General features: G+C 59.2%; 17 protein-coding genes and 1 riboswitch. Of the genes, 3 read left to right on the top strand and 14 right to left on the bottom strand.

Annotated features, from left to right (window positions below; genetic code table 11):
* Nucleotides 1-134 precede the first annotated feature (134 nt).
* A complete protein-coding gene (locus tag FC75_RS08730) occupies nucleotides 135-335 on the bottom strand; it encodes a cold-shock protein (RefSeq protein WP_054662248.1) in 201 nt (66 codons plus the stop codon).
* 218 nt (nucleotides 336-553) lie between these two features.
* On the opposite strand from FC75_RS08730, the gene FC75_RS08725 reads away from it, so the two are divergent.
* Nucleotides 554-1084 carry a hypothetical protein gene (locus FC75_RS08725; RefSeq protein WP_054662244.1) on the top strand — a complete coding sequence of 177 codons (531 nt, stop codon included), beginning with the start codon at nucleotides 554-556 and terminating at the stop codon, nucleotides 1082-1084.
* A gap of 98 nt (nucleotides 1085-1182) precedes the next feature.
* Here the strand turns inward: FC75_RS08725 and gdhA are convergent, their stop codons facing one another.
* Complete coding sequence (gene gdhA / locus FC75_RS08720) at nucleotides 1183-2529, bottom strand: NADP-specific glutamate dehydrogenase (RefSeq protein ID WP_056989668.1); 1347 nt, start codon at nucleotides 2527-2529, stop codon at nucleotides 1183-1185.
* Between the two features lie 142 nt (nucleotides 2530-2671).
* Nucleotides 2672-3967 carry a serine/threonine transporter SstT gene (sstT, locus tag FC75_RS08715; protein WP_054662241.1) on the bottom strand — a complete coding sequence of 432 codons (1296 nt, stop codon included), beginning with the start codon at nucleotides 3965-3967 and terminating at the stop codon, nucleotides 2672-2674.
* A gap of 204 nt (nucleotides 3968-4171) precedes the next feature.
* Between sstT and FC75_RS08710 the strand changes: the two genes are divergently transcribed.
* The gene (locus FC75_RS08710) at nucleotides 4172-5035 is read left to right on the top strand and encodes an ROK family protein (RefSeq protein WP_056989667.1); all 864 of its coding nucleotides are present in this window, start codon (nucleotides 4172-4174) and stop codon (nucleotides 5033-5035) included.
* A gap of 46 nt (nucleotides 5036-5081) precedes the next feature.
* On the opposite strand, the gene FC75_RS08705 is transcribed toward FC75_RS08710, so the two are convergent.
* The 9 genes from FC75_RS08705 to dapD all read right to left on the bottom strand — a co-directional run bounded on the left by FC75_RS08705 (nucleotide 5082) and on the right by dapD (nucleotide 15269).
* Entirely contained in the window at nucleotides 5082-5702 is a 621-nt protein-coding gene (locus FC75_RS08705; protein ID WP_056989666.1) for a helix-turn-helix transcriptional regulator, read from the bottom strand.
* A gap of 141 nt (nucleotides 5703-5843) precedes the next feature.
* Complete coding sequence (locus FC75_RS08700; RefSeq protein WP_056989665.1) at nucleotides 5844-7625, bottom strand: ABC transporter ATP-binding protein; 1782 nt, start codon at nucleotides 7623-7625, stop codon at nucleotides 5844-5846.
* Entirely contained in the window at nucleotides 7625-9349 is a 1725-nt protein-coding gene (locus FC75_RS08695) for an ABC transporter ATP-binding protein (protein ID WP_056989664.1), read from the bottom strand. Before FC75_RS08695 ends, FC75_RS08700 begins: the two co-directional genes overlap by 1 nt.
* A 105-nt stretch (nucleotides 9350-9454) precedes the next feature.
* Nucleotides 9455-10543, bottom strand: a complete 1089-nt coding sequence (locus FC75_RS08690; RefSeq protein WP_056989663.1) for an aspartate-semialdehyde dehydrogenase — start codon at nucleotides 10541-10543, stop codon at nucleotides 9455-9457.
* 4 nt (nucleotides 10544-10547) lie between these two features.
* On the bottom strand, nucleotides 10548-11729 hold the full coding sequence (locus FC75_RS08685) for an aminotransferase class I/II-fold pyridoxal phosphate-dependent enzyme (RefSeq protein WP_056989662.1): 1182 nt from the start codon (nucleotides 11727-11729) through the stop codon (nucleotides 10548-10550).
* A gap of 27 nt (nucleotides 11730-11756) precedes the next feature.
* The gene (gene dapB / locus FC75_RS08680; protein WP_054662235.1) at nucleotides 11757-12503 is read right to left on the bottom strand and encodes a 4-hydroxy-tetrahydrodipicolinate reductase; all 747 of its coding nucleotides are present in this window, start codon (nucleotides 12501-12503) and stop codon (nucleotides 11757-11759) included.
* On the bottom strand, nucleotides 12500-13384 hold the full coding sequence (gene dapA / locus FC75_RS08675) for a 4-hydroxy-tetrahydrodipicolinate synthase (protein ID WP_054662232.1): 885 nt from the start codon (nucleotides 13382-13384) through the stop codon (nucleotides 12500-12502). Before dapA ends, dapB begins: the two co-directional genes overlap by 4 nt.
* Nucleotide 13385: 1 nt before the next feature.
* Nucleotides 13386-14543 (bottom strand): N-acetyldiaminopimelate deacetylase, encoded by a 1158-nt coding sequence (locus FC75_RS08670; RefSeq protein ID WP_056989661.1) that lies wholly within the window; start codon nucleotides 14541-14543, stop codon nucleotides 13386-13388.
* A gap of 12 nt (nucleotides 14544-14555) precedes the next feature.
* Nucleotides 14556-15269 (bottom strand): 2,3,4,5-tetrahydropyridine-2,6-dicarboxylate N-acetyltransferase, encoded by a 714-nt coding sequence (gene dapD, locus FC75_RS08665; RefSeq protein ID WP_056989660.1) that lies wholly within the window; start codon nucleotides 15267-15269, stop codon nucleotides 14556-14558.
* A gap of 72 nt (nucleotides 15270-15341) precedes the next feature.
* Nucleotides 15342-15516, bottom strand: a riboswitch (Lysine riboswitch).
* 111 nt (nucleotides 15517-15627) lie between these two features.
* Here dapD and FC75_RS08660 point away from each other — a divergent pair.
* On the top strand, nucleotides 15628-17007 hold the full coding sequence (locus tag FC75_RS08660) for an aspartate kinase (protein ID WP_056989659.1): 1380 nt from the start codon (nucleotides 15628-15630) through the stop codon (nucleotides 17005-17007).
* A gap of 172 nt (nucleotides 17008-17179) precedes the next feature.
* Here the strand turns inward: FC75_RS08660 and FC75_RS08655 are convergent, their stop codons facing one another.
* Nucleotides 17180-18094: a PTS sugar transporter subunit IIB gene (locus tag FC75_RS08655; RefSeq protein ID WP_156314383.1), complete on the bottom strand. Its 915-nt coding sequence runs from the start codon at nucleotides 18092-18094 to the stop codon at nucleotides 17180-17182.
* A gap of 97 nt (nucleotides 18095-18191) precedes the next feature.
* Nucleotides 18192-19019 carry a MetQ/NlpA family ABC transporter substrate-binding protein gene (locus tag FC75_RS08650; protein ID WP_056989658.1) on the bottom strand — a complete coding sequence of 276 codons (828 nt, stop codon included), beginning with the start codon at nucleotides 19017-19019 and terminating at the stop codon, nucleotides 18192-18194.
* Nucleotides 19020-19384: the final 365 nt, after the last annotated feature.

Genomic DNA, 19384 nt, shown 5'->3' with positions numbered 1-19384 from the left:
GCCGCTCTCTAGCAAACCCGCTCCGCGGCTTTGCGTCGAGTGGCAGACTGTAAACGGCAAAGCCGTTAACAGTCTGCGCAAAAAAAAGCACCCACCCGGCAAAAGTCGGATGAGTGCTTTCCCAACGCTGTAGATTACAGCTTTGTAACGTTAGCAGCTTGTGGGCCGCGGTCGCTTTGTTCTACTTCGAAGCTAACAGCTTGGCCTTCGTCAAGCGTCTTGTAGCCGTCGCCTTGGATGGCGGAGAAGTGAACGAATACGTCCTTGCCGTCTTCACCAGTGATGAAGCCGTAACCCTTATCAGCGTTGAACCATTTAACAGTACCCTGTTGCATAATGTGTGAATCTCCTTCATTAATACATAAGTGACAAAACAACTTGGTAATCGCTGAAAGAAATCCATTATGCTAGCACAACTGTTTCAGTTCATCAATTACTTGAACCTAGTATAACACGGACCGCCAAGAAAAACTAATTAAATGTCCACGCAAACGAAAAGATTCGCGTTACAATCAAAAGCAGCGCCATTACTTAGCAGAAAGCAGGTCCTTTTTTGAACGACATTAAACCTCTTACGATCAAGCCAAATCTCTTTCACCTGTTCTTCCAGTTGCTGGTCGGCTTCGCGCTGGTCTTCGCGGCCGGCGTCATTGTGACTCGCCAGGGCGCCGTCATCGGCGGCGCGACCGGCCAAACCGTCATGATCATCGGCTGGGCGATCCTCGCTGTCGGTATCGCGTACTTCATTGTCCAGCTGCTATCCGGCCTCAGCCACCCCAGTCTGATTTTTGACCACCAGGGCATCACCGACAACACCGCCGTCTTCGCGTGGCGCGGCAATTACCTGCCCTGGGAAAATGTTTCTGGCATGGCCGTAATTCACTCGACCCTGATCCTGAAGGTGAAAAATCCGCCCCGTCAGCGCCGCAACGCGTTAATGAAGCAGATGAGCCGTGAGTTCGACGCCAACTACACGATCGACGTCAACCTCATTTCAACGGAAGACCTCGAGGCCATCCGGACCATCGCCAAACAACTGGATAAGAAAACCGGCGTCTGGCAGCACCTGGGTGAAGACGCCTAACTCAACCCCCGACCGTCTGCGATTATGCAGGCGGTTTTTTCAGCCTATTTAAAAGGCGTCTGCACGAGTGCAGACGCCTCTCACCGAGAAAATTAACTCTACCAGCCCTGGGCCAGCATGGCCTCGGCGACCTTGGTGAAGCCGGCAATGTTGGCACCGGCGTCGTAATCTTCACCCAAGTCGTATTCTTTGGCCGCCGCCACGGACTTTTGGAAAATGTTGACCATAATGTCCTTAAGCTCGCCGTCGACCGTGGCAAAGCTGTCGGCCTGGCGCCGCGAATTCTGGCTCATTTCCAGCTCGGACACCGCAACGCCGCCTGCATTAGCCGCCTTGGCCGGGCCGAACAGCAAACCGGCCTTCTGGTACTCGGCGATGGCCTCAGGGGTGCTTGGCATGTTCGCGCCTTCGGCCACTGCAATTGCGCCCGCTTTGACGATCCGGGCGGCCTGCTCGCCGTTGATCTCATTTTGCGTCGCGCACGGCAGCGCAATGTCGTACTGAAGCCCTTCGGCATCCCACAGTGACCCTTCGTGGTACGTCGCACCGGACACCGCGTTGGCGTAGTCGCTCATGCGCCCGCGCTTGACCTCCTTGACCTTCTTCAGGGTTGGCAGGTCGATGCCCGCGTCTTGGATCACGTAGCCAGTGGAATCAGAGGCAGAAATCACGGTCGCCCCGAGTTCCTGGGCCTTTTGAATCGCGTAAATGGCGACGTTGCCGGCACCGGACACCACGATGCGCTTGCCGGCCAGCGTCTGGTCGTTGTGCTTCAGCATTTCGTCGAGGTAGTACAGCAGACCGAACCCGGTCGCCTCAGTGCGGGCCAGCGAGCCGCCGTAGCTCAGCCCCTTACCAGTCAACACGCCGCGGTCGGACTCGCGCAGGCGCTTGTACATCCCGTAAAGGTAGCCGATCTCGCGGCCGCCAACGCCAATGTCACCAGCCGGCACGTCCAAGTCCGGACCGATGTACTTCTGCAGCTCGATCATGAAACTCTGGCAAAAGCGCATGATCTCGGCGTCGGATTTGCCCTTGGGGTCAAAATCCGAACCGCCCTTGGCCCCGCCGATCGGCAAGCCCGTCAGCGAATTCTTGAACACCTGCTCGAACCCGAGAAACTTAATGATGGACAGGTTGACCGACGGGTGCAACCGCAAACCGCCCTTGTACGGCCCGATAGCGGAGTTGAACTGGACCCGAAAGCCGCGATTGACCTGCATGTGCCCTTCGTCGTCCTGCCAGGCGACTTGGAACTGAACCGCCCGCTCGGGCTCGGTCAGGCGTTCCAGAATGCTGGCCGCGATGTACTCCGGGTGTTTTTCGAACACCGGCGTGACCGCGTCGAGAAAACTGAATACCGCCTCTTGGAACTCGGGCTGATTCGGATCACGCTTTTGAATGGTCTGCTTAACTGCTTCAATGTATGCCGTTGCTTGACTCATCGTATCACCTATCCTTTGTTAGATTGCTCAAAGTTTACCATATTCAGCCCGCGATAGTGAAACCGAACCCAAAAATGTTGGGTAAGTCCTAAGCACAGCAAAAAACCGCTGCACACGGTTGTTCAGCGGTTTGATGAAACGATCAGTTTTCCTGCGGGACCGCATCGGTGACTTCCTCGTCCTCGTCGCCCTGGCGATCCGCCGCGTGAACGGCGGCCTTCATATCGACCGGATGCCCACTTTTGCGGGCGTCGGCGTATTCAGCAGTCGCGGTGAACAGAAGATCCGAAGCTGAATTGACCGCCGTCTCGACAGAATCCTGAATGACCCCGATGATAAACCCGATTCCGACCACTTGCATCGCGATGTCATTGTTGATGCCAAACAGCGACGCGGCCATCGGAATGATCAATAACGATCCACCGGCAATGCCGGACGCGCCAGTGGCGGCCAGTGCCGTCAGCAGGCAAAGCAGGAAAGCCAGTGGGAACGAGACGTGAATGCCCAGCGTCGTGCAGGCGGCAAGGGTCATGACTGAGACCGTGATCGCCGCCCCACCACTGTTGGCGGAGCCGCCGAGTGGGATCGACACAGAGTAGGACGCCTTGTTTAACCCTAGGTCCTCGCAGGCCTGCAGGTTAATGGGAATGTTGACGGCTGAACTGCGGGTGAAGAATGCCGGAATACCGGAGCGCTTCAGCGTCCACAGCGTCAGCGGATACGGGTTCTGATGCGTCAGGCCGAACACCATCAGCGGGTAAACGACCAAATAAACAAAGGCCATCGTCCCGACCAGCAAAAGGACCAGCTGGCCGTACCGCGCGACGCCAGCAAAACCGGTTTCGCTGATCGTCGTGTAAATCAGACCGGCGATCCCGAACGGCGCAAATTGGATGACCGTCTGGGCCACGCCGGTGATGGCGCCGGAAATTTCCCTGATCACCGTCTGTGTCTGCTTGGAGGTCAGCCGCAGCGCAAAACCGATCATGAGCGCCCAGAACAAGATCGACAGGTAATTGGCGTTCACGATTGCGGCCAGCGGGTTCCCCACCGCGTTCGTCAGCAGGTCAGACAGGACTTTGCCCAAACTTTTGGGGGCAGCGGCCGCCGCGACGTGCGCTGCTTTGGGCAAAACCAGGTGAACTGGGAACAGGTAGGACGCGCCGACCGCCGCGAATGCCGAAAGCAGGGTCGCACTCAGGTACAAGACGATGACCGTCCCGAAGTGATTCGTGCTGCCGGACTTGTACCCGGACACCGCCGACATGATCAAAAAGAAGACCATGACCGGCGCGATTCCTTTCAAAGCACCGACAAAAAGCTGGCCCAATATGCCAATCGCCGTCCACGAAGGAACCAGCCAGGCCAGCAGCGACCCCACTGCCAACCCAATAATGATACGAATGATCAATGAAACCGATTTGTATTTGGCATACATAAGCCTCGCCCCTAACCGAATTAATAACCTGTATTGTACTCGTACTGTAAACGACTGTCCAGCGATTAGAGACATAAAGTTATTAATTCGGGGATTTAGTACTTGTAAGTAGCGGTGCTGAAGGTTGATTTATCAGCATAGGTAGCGGTTTCTATTCAGGAGCGCTATTCTTAAGGGGAAACTTTTTTGAAAGGCGGGACAAGTATGATTTTAGGTTCAATCGAAGCAGGCGGCACCAAATTTGTCTGTGCGACCGGCACGGCAGATGGCAAGGTAGACAAGCAGGTCCGCATCCCCACGGGCACGCCGGATGAAACCATTCCGGCAGTGATCAAGTTCTTCCAGGATAACCCGGTGGACGCCATTGGGATCGGGACGTTCGGTCCAGCGGACATCGATCCGGCCAGTCCGACATACGGCTACATCACCTCGACGCCCAAGCCCGGCTGGCGCGACTACAATTTTCTCGGCGCGATGAAGGCCGCGATCGATGTTCCTTACGCCTTCACTACCGACGTCAACGAAGCCGGTTACGCAGAGTGGCGGGCTGGCGCCGGCAAGGGCCACAAGAACATGCTGTACTGGACTGTCGGCACCGGCATCGGCGCCGGCTACGTCCACGACGGCAAGCTGCTGCAAGGCTTCTCCAACCCGGAGATGGGCCACATCATGATGCCGCAGCTGCCTGGTGATACCTACAAGGGCCGCTGTCCATATCACGCCAACCACTGCCTGGAAGGCCTGGCTGCCGGTCCCGCAGTTGAGGAACGCGCCGGCAAAAAAGGCACCGAGCTGGCCCCTGACGATCCGGCCTGGGACCTGGAAGCCGACTACCTCTCGATTGCCTGCGTCAACGCTGCTATGATGCTGTCGCCCGACATCATCGTCTTCGGCGGCGGCATCATGCACCAGAAACAACTGCTGCCAAAGATTCGCGCCAAGTTTGCCGAGCACAACAACGGCTATGTCGCGACGCCTGACTTGGACGATTACATCGTCCGCATCGGCCTGAACGACGAGGCCGGCGTGATGGGCGGGTTCTTCCTGGCCGCCGACGCGCTGAAATAGTCAAAAACGAGCGGCTCACGGTGAAATTTCCAGTGAGTCGCTCGTTTTATTTTGCCTGACGGTCTTTCTCATCACGCCACCAAGCCCAGATCACCAACGGCGTGAACAGCCCAGACACAGCCAACTCCATCCAGAAATCACTATTAAGCCCATGCGAGAAGTACTGCCAACCCAGCAAGGCTGACATCACGATGATTATCAGTAAGCTCCGTTTGACCCACCCCGTTTGCTTGTGATGAATCATGTCAAAATATCGTTTTTTGACTGCCGGCAGTACCGTGATATTGGCTAACAACATCACGGCAATCAGCAGACCGCCAAGCGGTGTCGTTTTGACCCCGTTCCAGCCAACCAAACTGGCTGCCAAAAAGAAGGTCAAAATCACGTCGATCAGTAGCGATGCGCGATACACCTTCCGCGCGTTTTTAACAATTCGTTCTTGATGCTTCAGATCCTCAACCATATCGGATCCCTCCTTCAATAAGTCATCGAGGGAAACATGATACAGCCGGCTCAGCGTCAACAGGCTTTGAATATCCGGAAACGAGCGCCCCGTCTCCCAGCTGGACACGGTTTGCCGCGCCACGTGCAGGTCATCTGCGACCTGCTGCTGGGTGAAGTGAAGCTGTTTTCTGGCTTGACTGAGTTGTGTGCCGATTGTGATCATATTTGCCTCCGCAACTCAAATTAAAGGAATCTGTCCAAGCATACTAGCAACCAGCCGTGGCGGCCAGTATTTCTCGGGAAATCTTCTTGCTAAGTATCTTGGCATTGAAAAAAGGCGGCATCTGCCGTCTTTTCTCACTCACTATTCAAACACCATTTGATTCCGGTACAACTCGGCGTAAAAGCCGTGCTGGGCCAACAGCTCCTGGTGGCTGCCCTGCTCGATGATGCGACCGTGCTGCAGCACCACGATGCGGTCCGCGTTCAGAATCGTCTTCAACCGGTGCGCGATGACAAAACTGGTGCGACCCTGGATCACATTGTCCATCGCGGCTTGGATCTTAGCCTCGGTGACGGTGTCGACATTCGACGTCGCCTCGTCGAGAATCAGCAGCCGCGGATCGGTCAAAATCGTGCGGGCGATGCTCATCAGCTGCTTTTGGCCCGCGGAGAAAATGTTCTGCTCGTCGGACACCTTGGTCTCGTAACCCTCAGGCAGGCTTTCGATGAAGTCGTGAATGTTGGCCTGCTTGGCCGCGTCAATCACCCGGTCCATCCCCGCCTCCGGGTCGCCGAAGCGAATGTTATCCGCAATGGTGCCGGTGAACAGCTGGGGATCCTGAAGCACAATGCCGACCGTGTGGCGCAGCTGCGCCAGGTCGAACTCCCGCAGGTCGGTGCCGTCGATGGTGATGCTGCCGGAATCCACATCGTAGAAGCGATTCAGCAGGTTCATCACCGTCGTCTTCCCGGATCCAGTCGGCCCGACCAGCGCCACCATCTGACCCTTTTTGACGTCGATGGTCACGCCATGGAGAATCTCCTTGCCCGGCAGGTAGGAAAAGCGGACGTCATCAATTTTCAGCGCGCGGTCGATGTGGTCGATGGGCTGGCCATTGACCGGTCGCACCTCGTCAGGCTGGCTGCGGACCTCATCAACCCGCCGCGCCCCGGTGATGGCCAGTTGGATCATGCCGTAGAGCGACGTCAGCGTGATGATCGGCTGGTAGTACTGCTGCGCGTAGTTGACGAACACGACAACCCACGCCAGGGCAGCGCCGGTGCTCAAACTGCCGCTCAACGCCAGCCAGGAGCCGGCAAAAATCACGATGGCGGTGTTGAGCAGCGACATCCCAGACAGCAGCGGACTCAAGATCCCGGACCAAATCTGACCCTGGGTCGCGGTTTTGCGCACGCGCTGGTTGTAGGTGTTGAAGCCTTCAACCGAGTCGTGCTGCAGGCCGTTGGTGATGATCACCTTCTGGCCGGTGACCTGCTCATTGATGTAGCCGTTTAAGGCGCCGATGTCGGTTTGTTGCTGATCGACCGCAACGGCGGCTTTTTTCATCACCAAGGCCGCGATCAGCAGGGCGACCGGCGTCGTGCTCATGGTCACCCAGGCCATGGTGGTGCTTTGGTTGAACATCATGATCAGAATGCCAATCATCTGGGCAATTGCCAGCAGAAAATCGATCAGCGCCTGGTTCAGCGCGTTGAAAATGTTATCCAAGTCGCTGGTGTAGCGCGCCAGAATGTCCCCATCGGCGTGCTGGTCGAAGTACTCGACCTTCATCCGCTGCATCTTGCGAAACAGCCCGATGCGCATGGTGCCGGTCGAATACGCGGTGACTTTGGCCAACAGCCAGGACGCGATCAGCAGCGAGGACGCATCCCCGAAGTAGAACAGGACGTAAAACAGCAGCGTGTGGTGGAACGTGGTCAGGCTGGCACCGGCCCGCGTGGCCGGGTTCGTCCACGCCTGCACATAGGTGGTCAGCTCGCTGATGGCGCGGCCCAGGTAAGTCGGCGCAATCACGACGCAGGCCGTGCTGATGCCAATCAAAACCGCGCTCCAGAAAAACGGCCAGCCGTAGGGTTTGAGGTAGTGCCAGTAGTAACGCCCGGCAAGTTTGATGTCTTTCATTACGCCGGCAGCCTCCCTTCCTTAGCCTTTTGCGTTTGGTAAATTTCCTGATAAATGGTGTTGTCGCGGACCAGCTCCTGGTGGGTGCCCTCGCCGACCACGCGGCCGCCGTCCAGCACTAGGATAGAATCGGCGCGGATGATCGACGAAATCTTCTCGGCAATGACCACCGTCGTCGTGTGCTTTAGGTCGCGGTCCAGGGCTTCCTGAACCAGCTTCTCTGACTTGGCATCCAGCGCCGAGGTCGCGTCGTCCAGGATCAAGATCTCCGGATTGGCGATCACGCCGCGCGTGATGGCAAGGCGCTGCTTCTGCCCGCCGGAAAAGTTGGCGGAGCGCTCCTCGACCGGCGCATCGTAGGTCTCAGGCAGGCGCTCGATGAATTCGGCGGCCTGGGCGATTTCCGCAGCGCGGTGCATGCTGGCCGCCGTCGCCTCTTTTTTGACCTGCCGCAGGTTCTGCGCGATGGTGCCGGAAAACAGCGTCGAGCGCTGCAGCACAAAGGCCACGGCGTCGCGCAGGGTCGCTTCCGGCAGCTCCCGCACGTCGACGCCGCCAATCAGCACGCGCCCAGAATCCGGATCAAACAGGCGGGCAATCAGCTGGGCCAGGGTCGTTTTCCCCGACCCGGTCGCGCCGACGATGCCCAGCATCTGGCCGGCCGGCACGGTGAAGGACACGTCCTTCAGGGTCGGCGTCTCATCGCCGGGGTACGTGAAGGTCACGTGGTCGAACGTGATGTCACCTGCGACCTTTTTTTCAGGGCCGTCCACAAAGTGCATGCTCGGCTGGTGATCAAACACCTCGCGCACCCGGCCCATCGAAATGAACGCGCGGGACGCGAAGGTCATGATGAACGAGCCGTTGATCACGGCAAAGAGAATCTGGCCGAGGTACGAGGTAAAGCTGGACACTGCGGCGATGTAAGCCGGGTGCGCCAGGACCTGCGTGCCGACCAGGTACACGGATCCCGCAATCGCCACATTGGCGGTCAGGAAAAAAGCCGGCATCAGCACGGCAAACAGCTCGCCGATGCGGGTGGTCACATCGCGCAGCTCGTCAGACGGCTTGGCGAAGGTCTTGATCTGGTTGTCCTCCTGCACGAAGGACTTCACCACCCGGATGCCCATCAGGTTCTCGCGGGCCACGGTATTGACGTTTTCAATCAGCTGCTGGGTGCGGCCAAACAGGCTGCTCATCTGGCGAAAGGCGACCACGGCGACCAGCACGATGATCACCAACATGGCGAGGATCACCCACCACTGCTGCGGCATCGTGGTCAAAGCCAGCGCCAGCGCCCCGAAGAACAGCAGCGGAATGCGCGTCACCTGCTGAAAGGCGGCCATCACCGCACCTTGGATCTGCTGGACGTCGTTAGTCATTCGCACCACCAAGTTGGACGCGGAAAAGGTCTCAACGTCGGCGTAAGCAAACGACTGGACATGACGGTAGATGTCCGCGCGCAAGTCGGTCGCGACACCCAGCGCCAGGCGCGCCGAGTACACCGTGTTGACGACCCCGCCGACAATGCCGATCGCTGCGAGCACGATCAGCCAAATGCCGTTTTGCCAGACGGCCGCCCGGTCCTTGGCCATGATGGCAGTCATCACCGTTTGCAGCAGCCGCGGCTGCCACAGGGTCGCAAAGACCAGCACCAGCACGGCCAGCGTCGAGATGATGGCGTCCCTGCGGTATTTTTTCAGGTACGGTAAAAGCACTTTCATCTTGTTTCTCCTTAAAATCTCAGTTTGACCAGCTTACTCGAATTTTTAATGACAAGCAAGCAAAAAAATGGTCCGGTGCTGGCAACCGCATCGAACCATGAGACCTTACATAAACTTTTCTGCGGCACCGGCAGGCACGTGCACGAGGTCGCGTGCGACCAGCTCTTCGGCGATCTGCACCGCGTTCCAGGCTGCACCTTTCAGCAGATTGTCGGACACGACCCAGAGGTTGTAAGCACCTGGGGTCTCCTGATCCGGCCGAATGCGGCCGACAAAGGTGTCGCGCGAACCCGCCGCGTTGATGGGCTGCGGGTAAACCTGGTTGGCCGGGTCGTCCTGGACGACCAGGCCCGGAAAGCCACTCATGGCCGCGCGCAGCTCATCGGCGCTCGGCGTGTTGCCCGCGCCGACTTCGAACCACACGGACTCGCCGTGTGCGATCGGCACCGGAACGCGGACGCAGGTCGCGGTGACCTTGATGGCCGGCGAATTCTTGTCACCCAGCATGATTTTCTTGGTTTCGTGGATCATTTTCCACTCTTCATGCGTGTAGCCGTCCTCCTCGAACACGTCGATCTGCGGCAGCAGGTTGAACGCCAGCGGGTAGTGGTGCTCCGCGCCTTTGACGGGCAGCACGGCCGCGTTCATCGGCTTGTCGGCCAGGTAATCGCGGGCCTCGTCTTCCAGTTCATTGATGGCGCTTTGCCCGGCGCCACTGGCGGCCTGGTAGGTCGAGACAATGATGCGGCGCAGGCCGAACGCGCGGCGCACCGGCTCCAGGGCCATCATCATCTGAATGGTCGAGCAGTTGGGGTCGGCGATGATGCCGTTGTGGTGGTTGAGCGCATCGGGATTGACCTCGGGCACGACCAGCGGGACGTTGTCGTCCATGCGAAAATGTGACGTGTTGTCCACGCACACGGCACCGCGTTTGACCGCCTCGGGCAAAAGCTTAGCGGACACCGAACCGCCGGCCGAGGCCAGCACCAAGTCGACGCCGTTAAAGGAATCCGGTGTTGCTTCCTCGACCGTCACCGGCTGGCCCTTGAAGGTCAGCGTTTTGCCGGCAGAGCGCGACGACGCCAACAGGTGGACTTCCTTGACAGGAATCGTCGACTGTTCGAGTTGTTCGATCATGCGCGTGCCGACCGCCCCGGTCGCGCCTAAAATTGCCACCACATATGCTTTTGCCATTGTTCTACTCCTTTTGGGCAACGAAGCGCTGAATGCGCTGGGCCGCCTCAGTCAAATTCTTGGTCGATGCCGCGTACGACAAGCGCACGTGGCCTTCGCCGCCAGGACCAAACACGGAGCCGGGCACCAGCCCAACCTTGGCGTGCTCAGCCAGGTCATACACGAACTGCACGTCATCTTCGCCGAATTTAGCCGGCAGCTTGGCGAAAATGTAAAACGCCCCGGCCGGCTTTGGGGCCGAAAAGCCGACCTGTGTTAGAGCCGCCATCATGAGGTCTCGGCGCTGTTGGTAGACCTTTTTCATCGCTTCGGCATCCCCAGCCCCGGCTGGACTCAACGCCTCTTCGGCCGCCTTCATCATCGGGCTGGCCGCCGTCGTCACCATGAACTGGTGCATTTTGCCTGCCAGTGTCATCAGCGGCGCGGGCCCAGCCAAGTAACCAATGCGATAACCGGTCATCGCGTGGGACTTGGACAGGCCGGAAATCAGCACCGTCTGGCTCGGCAGCAGGTGCGCCAAGCTGATATGCTTTTCCTCGTAGCTGAGTTCGGCGTAGATCTCGTCGGACAGCACCAGTAGATTCGTGTCTGCAATCACCGCCGCCAGCTCGCGTAGCTGCGCGTGGGTGTAGGTCGCCCCGGTCGGGTTGCTCGGGTAGTTCAGGACCAGCCCCTTAGCATCCGGATGCGCCGCCAGCGTGGTTTTTAGCAGCTGCGGCGTCAGCAGGTAAGCCGGCGCCGTGTTGACTAAGACCACGTTCAGGCCGGCCACCGTCGCGACCGCCTCGTACAGCGGGAACGTCGGCGTGGGAATGATGATGGTGTCGCCAGGGTTGAACAGCCCGGCAATGGCGGCGTGAATGCCCTCAGTAGCGCCAACGGTCACGACCACCTCGGTTTGCGGATCGTAATGCGCGTCAAACGTGGTCGCCAGGTAATCGGTGATCTCCTTGCGCAGCTTTGCATAGCCAAAGGACGGCGCGTAGTGGGACCAGTCGGCATCAATGGCGGCATCTGTTGCCTGTTTAATGTGCTCGGGCACCGCAAAATCCGGCTCGCCCAGGGTCAGCTTAATGATCCCGGGAATGGTTGAGATTTTATTGTCCACGGCGCGGATCGCGCTGGGCGGCACTGCCGCCACCTGGCGATTGCCGAGGCCGGTTAGGCTTTTTTTCAGTTCAGGCATAAGACGTCTTCCTTCTATATTAGTCAGTTACAGCAGCGCATCGAGGCCCACGGTCAGGCCAACCGGAAGCGTGTCGACCTGCCGCGCGGCCAAAGCCACGCCGGCCATGAAGCTCGACCGGTCGAACGAGACCTGCTTGATGGACAGGCTTTCGCCGGCCGCGCCGAACACCACTTCCTCCTGAGCCACATAGCCCGGCAGGCGCAAGGCGTGCACCGGCACGTCGTCTAACCACTCACCCCGCGCCGGGGCGCCCTGGTGCGGCGCGACCGGCTTTTTGGTCCGGGCCTCTGAAATCAGTTTGGCCGTGGCCTTAGCGGTCCCAGACGGGGCGTCCAGCTTATCGGAATGGTGCGCCTCGACGACCTCGGCATCCGGGAAGTACTTGGCGGCCTTAGCGGCAAACTGCATCATCAGCACCGCCGAAATGGCAAAGTTCGGGACGATCAGCAGGCTTTGCTCGTTGCCCTGGGCGATCACCCCCAGGGCCTCCTGATCATCTGCGCTCAGTCCACTGGTGCCGATCACGGCGTTCATGCCGTGGTTCAGGGCGTACTCGGCGTTGGCGCGCGCAGCCTGCGGCAAGGTGAAGTCCACCCAAACGTCGGCTGAAACGTTGATGGCCGCCAAGCTGGTGAACACGGGGAACGCGACTTTGTCCTTGGCCTCTGGCGCCAAGCCCCCGACGATGGTCAAATCCTTTTCGCCGGCCATCATGCGCGCGACCTGGCGACCCATTTTGCCGAACACCCCGGCTAAAAAGACAGTTGTCATTGCTCGACCTCCAATTCACCCAGCGAATCCAAGACGACCTGGGTTTCCGTTTCGTTCAGCGGCACCATTGGCAGGCGCAGGCGGTTTTGAATCTCGCCGCGCCGGCTCAGTGCCATTTTGACTGGTTCCGGAGACGGATAGGCGAACAGCGCGTGCATCCGCGGCGTCAGCCAGGCCATCTGCTCATCGGCCGCCGTGATCGCACCGGCGTTCAGGTTATCGATCACCTGTTGCATCTGGTTACCGTACAGGTGCGACGCCACGGAAATCACGCCGCGTGCACCGACCTTCAGCGCGTCCTCGAACTGGTCATCGTCACCGGTGTACACCGCAAAGTCCTTTGGCAGGTGCTGCACCAGCCAGGCCAGGTCCTCGACCGTCGTACACTGCTTGACGCCCTGGATGTTCGGATGCTTGGCCAGCGCCGCCAACGACACGTTGGACAGCTGGACCACCGAGCGGCCCGGAATGTTGTAAATGATCACCGGCTTGGCACTGGCGTCGGCGATGGCCCGGAAGTGTGCGATCATCCCCGCCTGACCGGGTTTGCTGTAGTACGGCACCACGGCCAGCACCGCGGTGATGGCCTGAATCGAGGAGACCTCCTTGGCGAACGCGACGGAATCGCGGGTCGAATTGGTGCCGACGTTGGCGACCAGCGCCGCGCGGCCCTTGAGGACCTCGCCGACGTGTTCGAACAGGCTGACTTTTTCCACGTGGCTGAGCGTCGGTGACTCGCCAGTGGTCGCGCCGACCACCAGCCCGGTGGTGTGCTCGGCCAGGAGGCGCTCGATCAGTTTGTCGAGGGCCGGGTAGTCGATTTCGTCGTGTTCATTGAAGGGCGTGATCAGCGCCGTCAGGATCGGATGATTTTCTAACATATTATGCTTCCTCCATGCGATGGGTCAAAAAGCCAACGAAGGCGTCAACGCCCGGCTTCAGCGCCGCCTCGTCGGGGCTGAGTTCAGCCGAGTGCAGCGAGTGCTCAGGGTCATTCACGCCCAGCCACACCATAGTGCCAGGGAACTGCTGCAGCAAGAACCCGAAGTCCTCACCGGTCATGGCCGGCGCAATGCCGTCAAAGTCGACGCCTGGCGCCTGCTTCATGTAACTGATCAAATCTGCGGTTTGCTTCGGCGCGTTTTCCACCGGCATGTACCCGCCTTGGATCAGCTTCAGGTCGGCCCGAACACCGTACGTCGCGGCGACGCCATCGGCGATCTGCCGCACGCGGCCCTGCATCATTTCAATATCGGTCTGGCGAAAGGCGCGAATGGTGCCATCCAGCCGCGCCGCGCCGGCGATCACATTGCCGATGGTGCCGGCGTGGAACGTGCCCAGCGTGACCACCCCGCCGCGCACCGGATCGACATTGCGTGACACGATGGTTTGCACCTGCATCACGAACGCGGCGGCCGCCACGATCGCGTCATTGGCCTTTTGGGGAAAAGCGGCGTGACCGCTTTTGCCAGTGAACGTCAGGTGGATCTCCGTCGTGCCCGCAAACAGGGTGCCCATGCGCGTGGCGATCTGGCCGGCCGGCAGTGCGGGATTGTCATGCAGTCCGTAAAACTCATCGGGGTGCCATTCCCCGGTAAAAGCGCCGGCATCAAACACGCGCTTGCCGCCGTACTCCGCCTCTTCCGCCGGCTGGAAAAAGAACACCATGTTGTCCCTGGGCTGGTTGGTGGCGAAATACGCCAGGATGCCCATCGCCACGGTCATGTGCACATCGTGGCCACACGCGTGCATCACGCCAGGGTGGTTCGAGGCAAACGGCAGCCCCGTTTTTTCCTCAACCGGCAGCGCATCGATGTCTGTGCGGTAGCCCAGCGTGCGCCGCGGTGCAGTGCCAGCCAGGTGGACAAGCAGGGCGGTCGGCACCGCCTCGACGTGCTTGACGGTCAGCCAAGGGCAGGCCAAGCGCTGAACGAACTCTTCGATGTATGCCTGGGTCTGAAATTCGTTCAGTGCCAGTTCCGGAATGCGGTGCAGCGAGCGCCGGATCGAGATCAAATCGGCTTCTGTTAAAGTGGCCATGTGCATGCCTTCCTATAGTTTGCGCAGCGCATCGATCAGGCCGGTTTCGCCTTCGGTCTTCGCGTCCTTCATCTTGATCACCTTGGCCGGAACGCCGGCAACCACCGCGTTGGCCGGCACGTCATCGATCACAATGGCCCCAGCCGCGACAACGGCGCCTTTGCCAACGTGGACGCCTTCGATGACCACGGCGTTGGCGCCGACCAGCACGCCGTCATCAATGACGACCGGTTTGGCGCTGGCGGGCTCCACGACCCCGGCCAGGACCGCACCGGCGCCGATGTGGCAGTGCTTGCCGACCGTCGCGCGCCCACCGAGCACGGCGCCCATGTCGATCATCGACCCGGCCCCGATCTTGGCGCCGATGTTGATGATGGCGCCCATCATGATCACGGCGTTGTCGTCGATGGTGACGTGCTCGCGAATGATGGCGCCGGGCTCGATGCGGGCGTTTACCTTGCTGATGTCGAGCATCGGCACGCCGGTGTTGCGGCCGAGCGTTTCGACGCGCAGCTGCGAGATGGCACCGCGATTTTCATCGAGCCACGGCGAAAGCCTGGCGGCATCCCCGTACAGCTGGCCAGTTTTGACGTCGAGAAACGCCTGGACGCCGGCCGGCACCGCCGTGAGCTTTTCAATGTTGCCTGCCAAAGTCACGTGCATCGGCGTGGTTTTCGGGGCGCTGGCGATGTAATCGATAATTTGTTCCGCGTTAAATTCAGCCATGTTTTTTCCTCCTAGAAAATGAAAAAGTCCATCCGGCAACGCTCGCCAGATGGACAGCAAATAGTCCAATTAATTGACGATAGCGCCCCGCATTACTGCGACAGTCCGCCGGATCTTCTCCAGCGGCCCAACCGCTCACCGTTCACACGCCGGTGAGGATTTCGGCGGTGTTCCCTTTCGCCTGCCTTCAGCGCATGTGCTTTGCTCGGGCAGGTTACTGATGGCGACCGCAACCTCTATCTTTTTCGTATGTAATTGACATTAGCTTACGATTAAAACTCACCCTCGTCAACCCTTGACACGGACCGACCGCTTTGGTTATGTTGGAGCCAATTGATTAGAGGACGGGGAGACAAACATGAAAGTCATCAAATTTGGGGGGTCATCACTGGCCACCGGCGCACAACTGGCCAAAGTGGTTAAAATCGTGCAGGCCGATGCGACGCGCCAGGTCGTGGTCGTGTCCGCGCCGGGCAAGCGCAGCAAAACCGACGTGAAAGTCACCGACCTGCTGGGCCAGCTGGCCGACCAGGTGCTTGCGGGCAAGAATCCCGAAGCGCTGATCGAAACCATTCTGGCGCGCTACACCGAGATCCAGCAGCACTTTGCCCTGACCGATGACGTGGTGGCCCGGCTGCGACAGCACCTGCAGCGACTCGCCAAGGCCACCTACCCCGGCGTGGACTACCTCCGCTCGGCCTTCATGGCGCAGGGGGAGCACATGAACGCGCAGCTGGTGGCGGCCGTGATGGCGCACCTAGGCATGAACGCACGGTTCGTCAGCCCCAAGGAACTCGGCATCACCCTGACCGGCAAGCCCGGCGCCGCCCTAGTGGACGAGGAAAGCTACGGCCGCCTCGCCCAGTTTGTCTTGCAGCCCGGTGAGATCATTGTCGTGCCCGGCTTTTACGCCTATGACGAGGCTGGCAACATACTGACCTTTGCCCGCGGAGGGTCGGATATCACGGGCTCGATCCTCGCCAAGGGCCTGGCCGCCGACTTGTACGAAAACTTCACCGACGTGTCCTGGGTCTACGCCGCCGATCCCGGCATTGTCGACCACCCGCGCGCCATCAACACCCTGACCTACCGGGAAATGCGGGAACTCGCCTACGCCGGTTTCTCCGTCTTCAACGACGAGGCGCTGATCCCCGTGATCGAGGCGGGCATCCGCGTCAACATCAAAAACACCAACCAGCCGGACGCGCCTGGCACAATCATTGCGCCGACCAAAAACGTCCAGCATCACCACCACATCACCGGCGTGGCGGCCAAAAAAGGCTTCACCGCGCTTTACCTGCACCACTACCTGATCAACCAGGAAGTCGGCTTCACCTTGAAGCTGCTGCAGATCCTCGCCAAGTACGGCGTCTCCTATGAGCACATGCCGTCTGGGATCGACGACCTGACCATCATCATCGACGAAAATCAGCTCACGCCGCAGATCAAGGACCAAATTGCCGCCGAGGTGCGCGCCCAGATTCACCCCGACGAGCTCGAATGGCTGCCCGACTTCGCCATTGTGATGGTGGTCGGCGAAGGTCTGTACGCGCGGCCGGACCTGGTCGCCCGCATCATGGTGGCGCTGGCCGACGCCGGCATCGAGCCTTCTGTCATCAACCAAGGTGCATCGAAAATCGGGCTGATGCTGACGGTGCCAACGGCCAAGGCGGCAGCCGCAGTGTCGGCGATTTACGCGCTCAGCTGCCACAAACAAGAGGCCGCCGCGACCAAGTAACCGAAGTAACAGGAAAACCGACGAGGCTGAGACACAAAGCGGTTTTAGCCCAAAACGCAGGCGTCCCTGCATCACGATTCGCACTTCGAATCGTGATGCAGGGGCGTTTGCGTGTCTGGGCGTTGCTTTGTGGAACGCGACTTCGGGAATTATGTCTCAGCCTGATCGGTTTTTAGTTTGACCAGGTAAAAATCCCCCAGCGTTTCGTGGTCTTCGGCGGCTTCAACGTCTCAAAGCGCTTGACCGCGATGCCTGACGTCGCCTCAGCGCGAAAGTCGACCGCCAGCAGGAAGTCCAGCAGCTGCGCCGTGAGTTCGTCGGTGTGGCCCGGCGATTGCACCAACCGCGCGTCGAGCCAGGCGCTGGGGATTTTATAGTCATCATACCAGCGCCGCACCCCATCGGCCGGTTCGTCATCAAAGCGCAACACGCCGTCGATTTGCCGGGCGACCTTCGCGATGTCAATTGTTCTGACTTGCGGACCGAACAGCCAGCGCACCTCGAAGTCGTGCGCTGGCTCAAAATCGTAAAGCCCCGCCAGCGAGTACTTGTCCTGCAGGCTGCGAATGCCCATTTTCTCGAGGCTAGCGGCTGCGGCCTGCCAGCCCTTGTCCGTTCGTGAGGCGCCGTAGACAAGGATCTCCAGGTCCTTGTCCGCCGCCTTGGTGGCAAAGGCGCCCGCCTGCGAACCGCGCATCAAATCCAGCGTGATCAGAATCCCGGTGAGCATTTTGCCGCCTTGAACCGGATCCATCATGCCAAACAGGCGCATCGGGATGTCCTGCACAATTGTGGGGTAGTTGGCCAGGTAACGCTTCAGGTAAGGGGTACGGAAACGGACCTGCGGCGCCACCAGCACGGCGTCGATGTGCGTCCCAATGTCATAGGCCGTGTCGGGCCGGACCGCATCCACGCTGCCATAGGTGAACACTAGGTCGGTGGAGGAAACCCGCTCATATTGCAGAAAGCTCCTAATGTCGTCCATGCGCGCGGTCAGGCTGGGTTCATTCGCGTTGATGCCCTTGACCATTCGGGCGCAGAACAGGCTGGATGAGCCGCCGCCTGCACAACAGAATAAAATGTTCAACTGGCCGCCTCCCCGTATTCGTTGCCTTCTATTTTATCACAGCAAAAAAGCAGCAGACCGCTTGAATCGGTCCGCTGCTAGGCTTTTGGAAACGGCGTTAGAACTTGTAGTTCCAAGCCGGCACTTCAGTACTCTTGTAAGTCTTCTTGATGACATTGGCCACGGCCTTAGTCTGGTAGGCCTTCACGATTTTCTTGTACGTCTTGTTGTTGCGATCCTGCTTGCGGGCCACAATGATGTTGATCCAAGGCTGAGACTTCTTGGTGATCTTCTCGCGGTAAATCGCCTTTTCCGGATTCAGCTTAGCGTCAACCGCAATGCCGGAGTTGATGACCGACGCGTCAACGTCCGCCAGTGTCCGCGGCAGCTGCGCGGCGTCCAGCGGCTTGACCTTGAGATCCAGCTTGTTGGTCTTGATGTCGGCAGGAGTTGGCAGCTCAGTGTTCTTCAGCGTGATAAAGCCGGCGGTTTCCAGCAGCTCAAGCGCCCGGCCTTCGTTGGTCGGGTCGTTTGGAATCGACACGGTGTCGCCCTTCTTCAAGTCGTTCAGGCTGGAGATTTTCTTGGAGTACACAGCCAGCGGCGCCAGGACGGTTTTGCCGATGCTGACCAGATTGCCCTTGTTGGACTTGTTCCAGTTATCCAGGAAGAACTGGTGCTGGAACGCGTTCAGGTCAATGTCCCCAGCCTCGACCGAGGAGTTGGGCTGGTTGTAGTCGCCAAACTCTTTGATTTTCAAGTTGATGTGCGCATTTTCCTTATCCAGCTGCTTCTGGACGGCCTTCCACACCGTCTTATCCGCGCCGACGATGCCGACCGAGACGTTCTGGGTCTTCGGGGCCGCGGATGCACTCTTGCCACACCCGGCCAGCAGTGTTCCCAATGCAACAGCTGCAACTGCCAAAACCTTAAAGCGTAATTTCATGATTGATCCTCCTCAAATTTTTTCCTGCGGGTGAAACGATGTTCAGTGGGCGATGGTGCGAGGTGGCTGCTCTAGCCAATCGTGCAGGCACGATTGCCATCGAGTGGCAGGCTGTAGACGGCAAAGCGCTAACAGGCGCTGCTTCTCTAGCAGGTCGCGCAAGCGCGACCCGCGTCGAGTGGCAGTCCGTAAGTGGTAAACCACTAACGGACTGCGCAAAAAAGTCCGCCCACTTCTAACTTGGTTAGTTAGAAGTGAGCGGACCCACGGTACCATTCTAATTCGGCTGGCGAACCAGCCCTCAGCAACAGACAATCATCTGTGTGCGAGATAATGGTCGCCGTCCATCACAGCCTTGCTTACGC

It is taken from the genome of Lacticaseibacillus camelliae DSM 22697 = JCM 13995, assembly GCF_001436615.1.
Classification (GTDB): Bacteria; Bacillota; Bacilli; order Lactobacillales; family Lactobacillaceae; genus Lacticaseibacillus; species Lacticaseibacillus camelliae.
This window is presented reverse-complemented; position numbering and strand designations above follow the sequence as displayed.

Excerpts from the sequence above, each read along its gene's own strand:
- FC75_RS08730 (WP_054662248.1), bottom strand. The coding sequence starts at position 335 with ATGCAACAGGGTACTGTTAAATGGTTCAACGCTGATAAGGGTTACGGC.
- gdhA (WP_056989668.1), bottom strand. The coding sequence starts at position 2,529 with ATGAGTCAAGCAACGGCATACATTGAAGCAGTTAAGCAGACCATTCAA.
- sstT (WP_054662241.1), bottom strand. The coding sequence starts at position 3,967 with ATGTATGCCAAATACAAATCGGTTTCATTGATCATTCGTATCATTATT.
- FC75_RS08710 (WP_056989667.1), top strand. The coding sequence starts at position 4,172 with ATGATTTTAGGTTCAATCGAAGCAGGCGGCACCAAATTTGTCTGTGCG.
- FC75_RS08705 (WP_056989666.1), bottom strand. The coding sequence starts at position 5,702 with ATGATCACAATCGGCACACAACTCAGTCAAGCCAGAAAACAGCTTCAC.
- FC75_RS08700 (WP_056989665.1), bottom strand. The coding sequence starts at position 7,625 with ATGAAAGACATCAAACTTGCCGGGCGTTACTACTGGCACTACCTCAAA.
- FC75_RS08695 (WP_056989664.1), bottom strand. The coding sequence starts at position 9,349 with ATGAAAGTGCTTTTACCGTACCTGAAAAAATACCGCAGGGACGCCATC.
- FC75_RS08690 (WP_056989663.1), bottom strand. The coding sequence starts at position 10,543 with ATGGCAAAAGCATATGTGGTGGCAATTTTAGGCGCGACCGGGGCGGTC.
- FC75_RS08685 (WP_056989662.1), bottom strand. The coding sequence starts at position 11,729 with ATGCCTGAACTGAAAAAAAGCCTAACCGGCCTCGGCAATCGCCAGGTG.
- dapB (WP_054662235.1), bottom strand. The coding sequence starts at position 12,503 with ATGACAACTGTCTTTTTAGCCGGGGTGTTCGGCAAAATGGGTCGCCAG.
- dapA (WP_054662232.1), bottom strand. The coding sequence starts at position 13,384 with ATGTTAGAAAATCATCCGATCCTGACGGCGCTGATCACGCCCTTCAAT.
- FC75_RS08670 (WP_056989661.1), bottom strand. The coding sequence starts at position 14,543 with ATGGCCACTTTAACAGAAGCCGATTTGATCTCGATCCGGCGCTCGCTG.
- dapD (WP_056989660.1), bottom strand. The coding sequence starts at position 15,269 with ATGGCTGAATTTAACGCGGAACAAATTATCGATTACATCGCCAGCGCC.
- FC75_RS08660 (WP_056989659.1), top strand. The coding sequence starts at position 15,628 with ATGAAAGTCATCAAATTTGGGGGGTCATCACTGGCCACCGGCGCACAA.
- FC75_RS08650 (WP_056989658.1), bottom strand. The coding sequence starts at position 19,019 with ATGAAATTACGCTTTAAGGTTTTGGCAGTTGCAGCTGTTGCATTGGGA.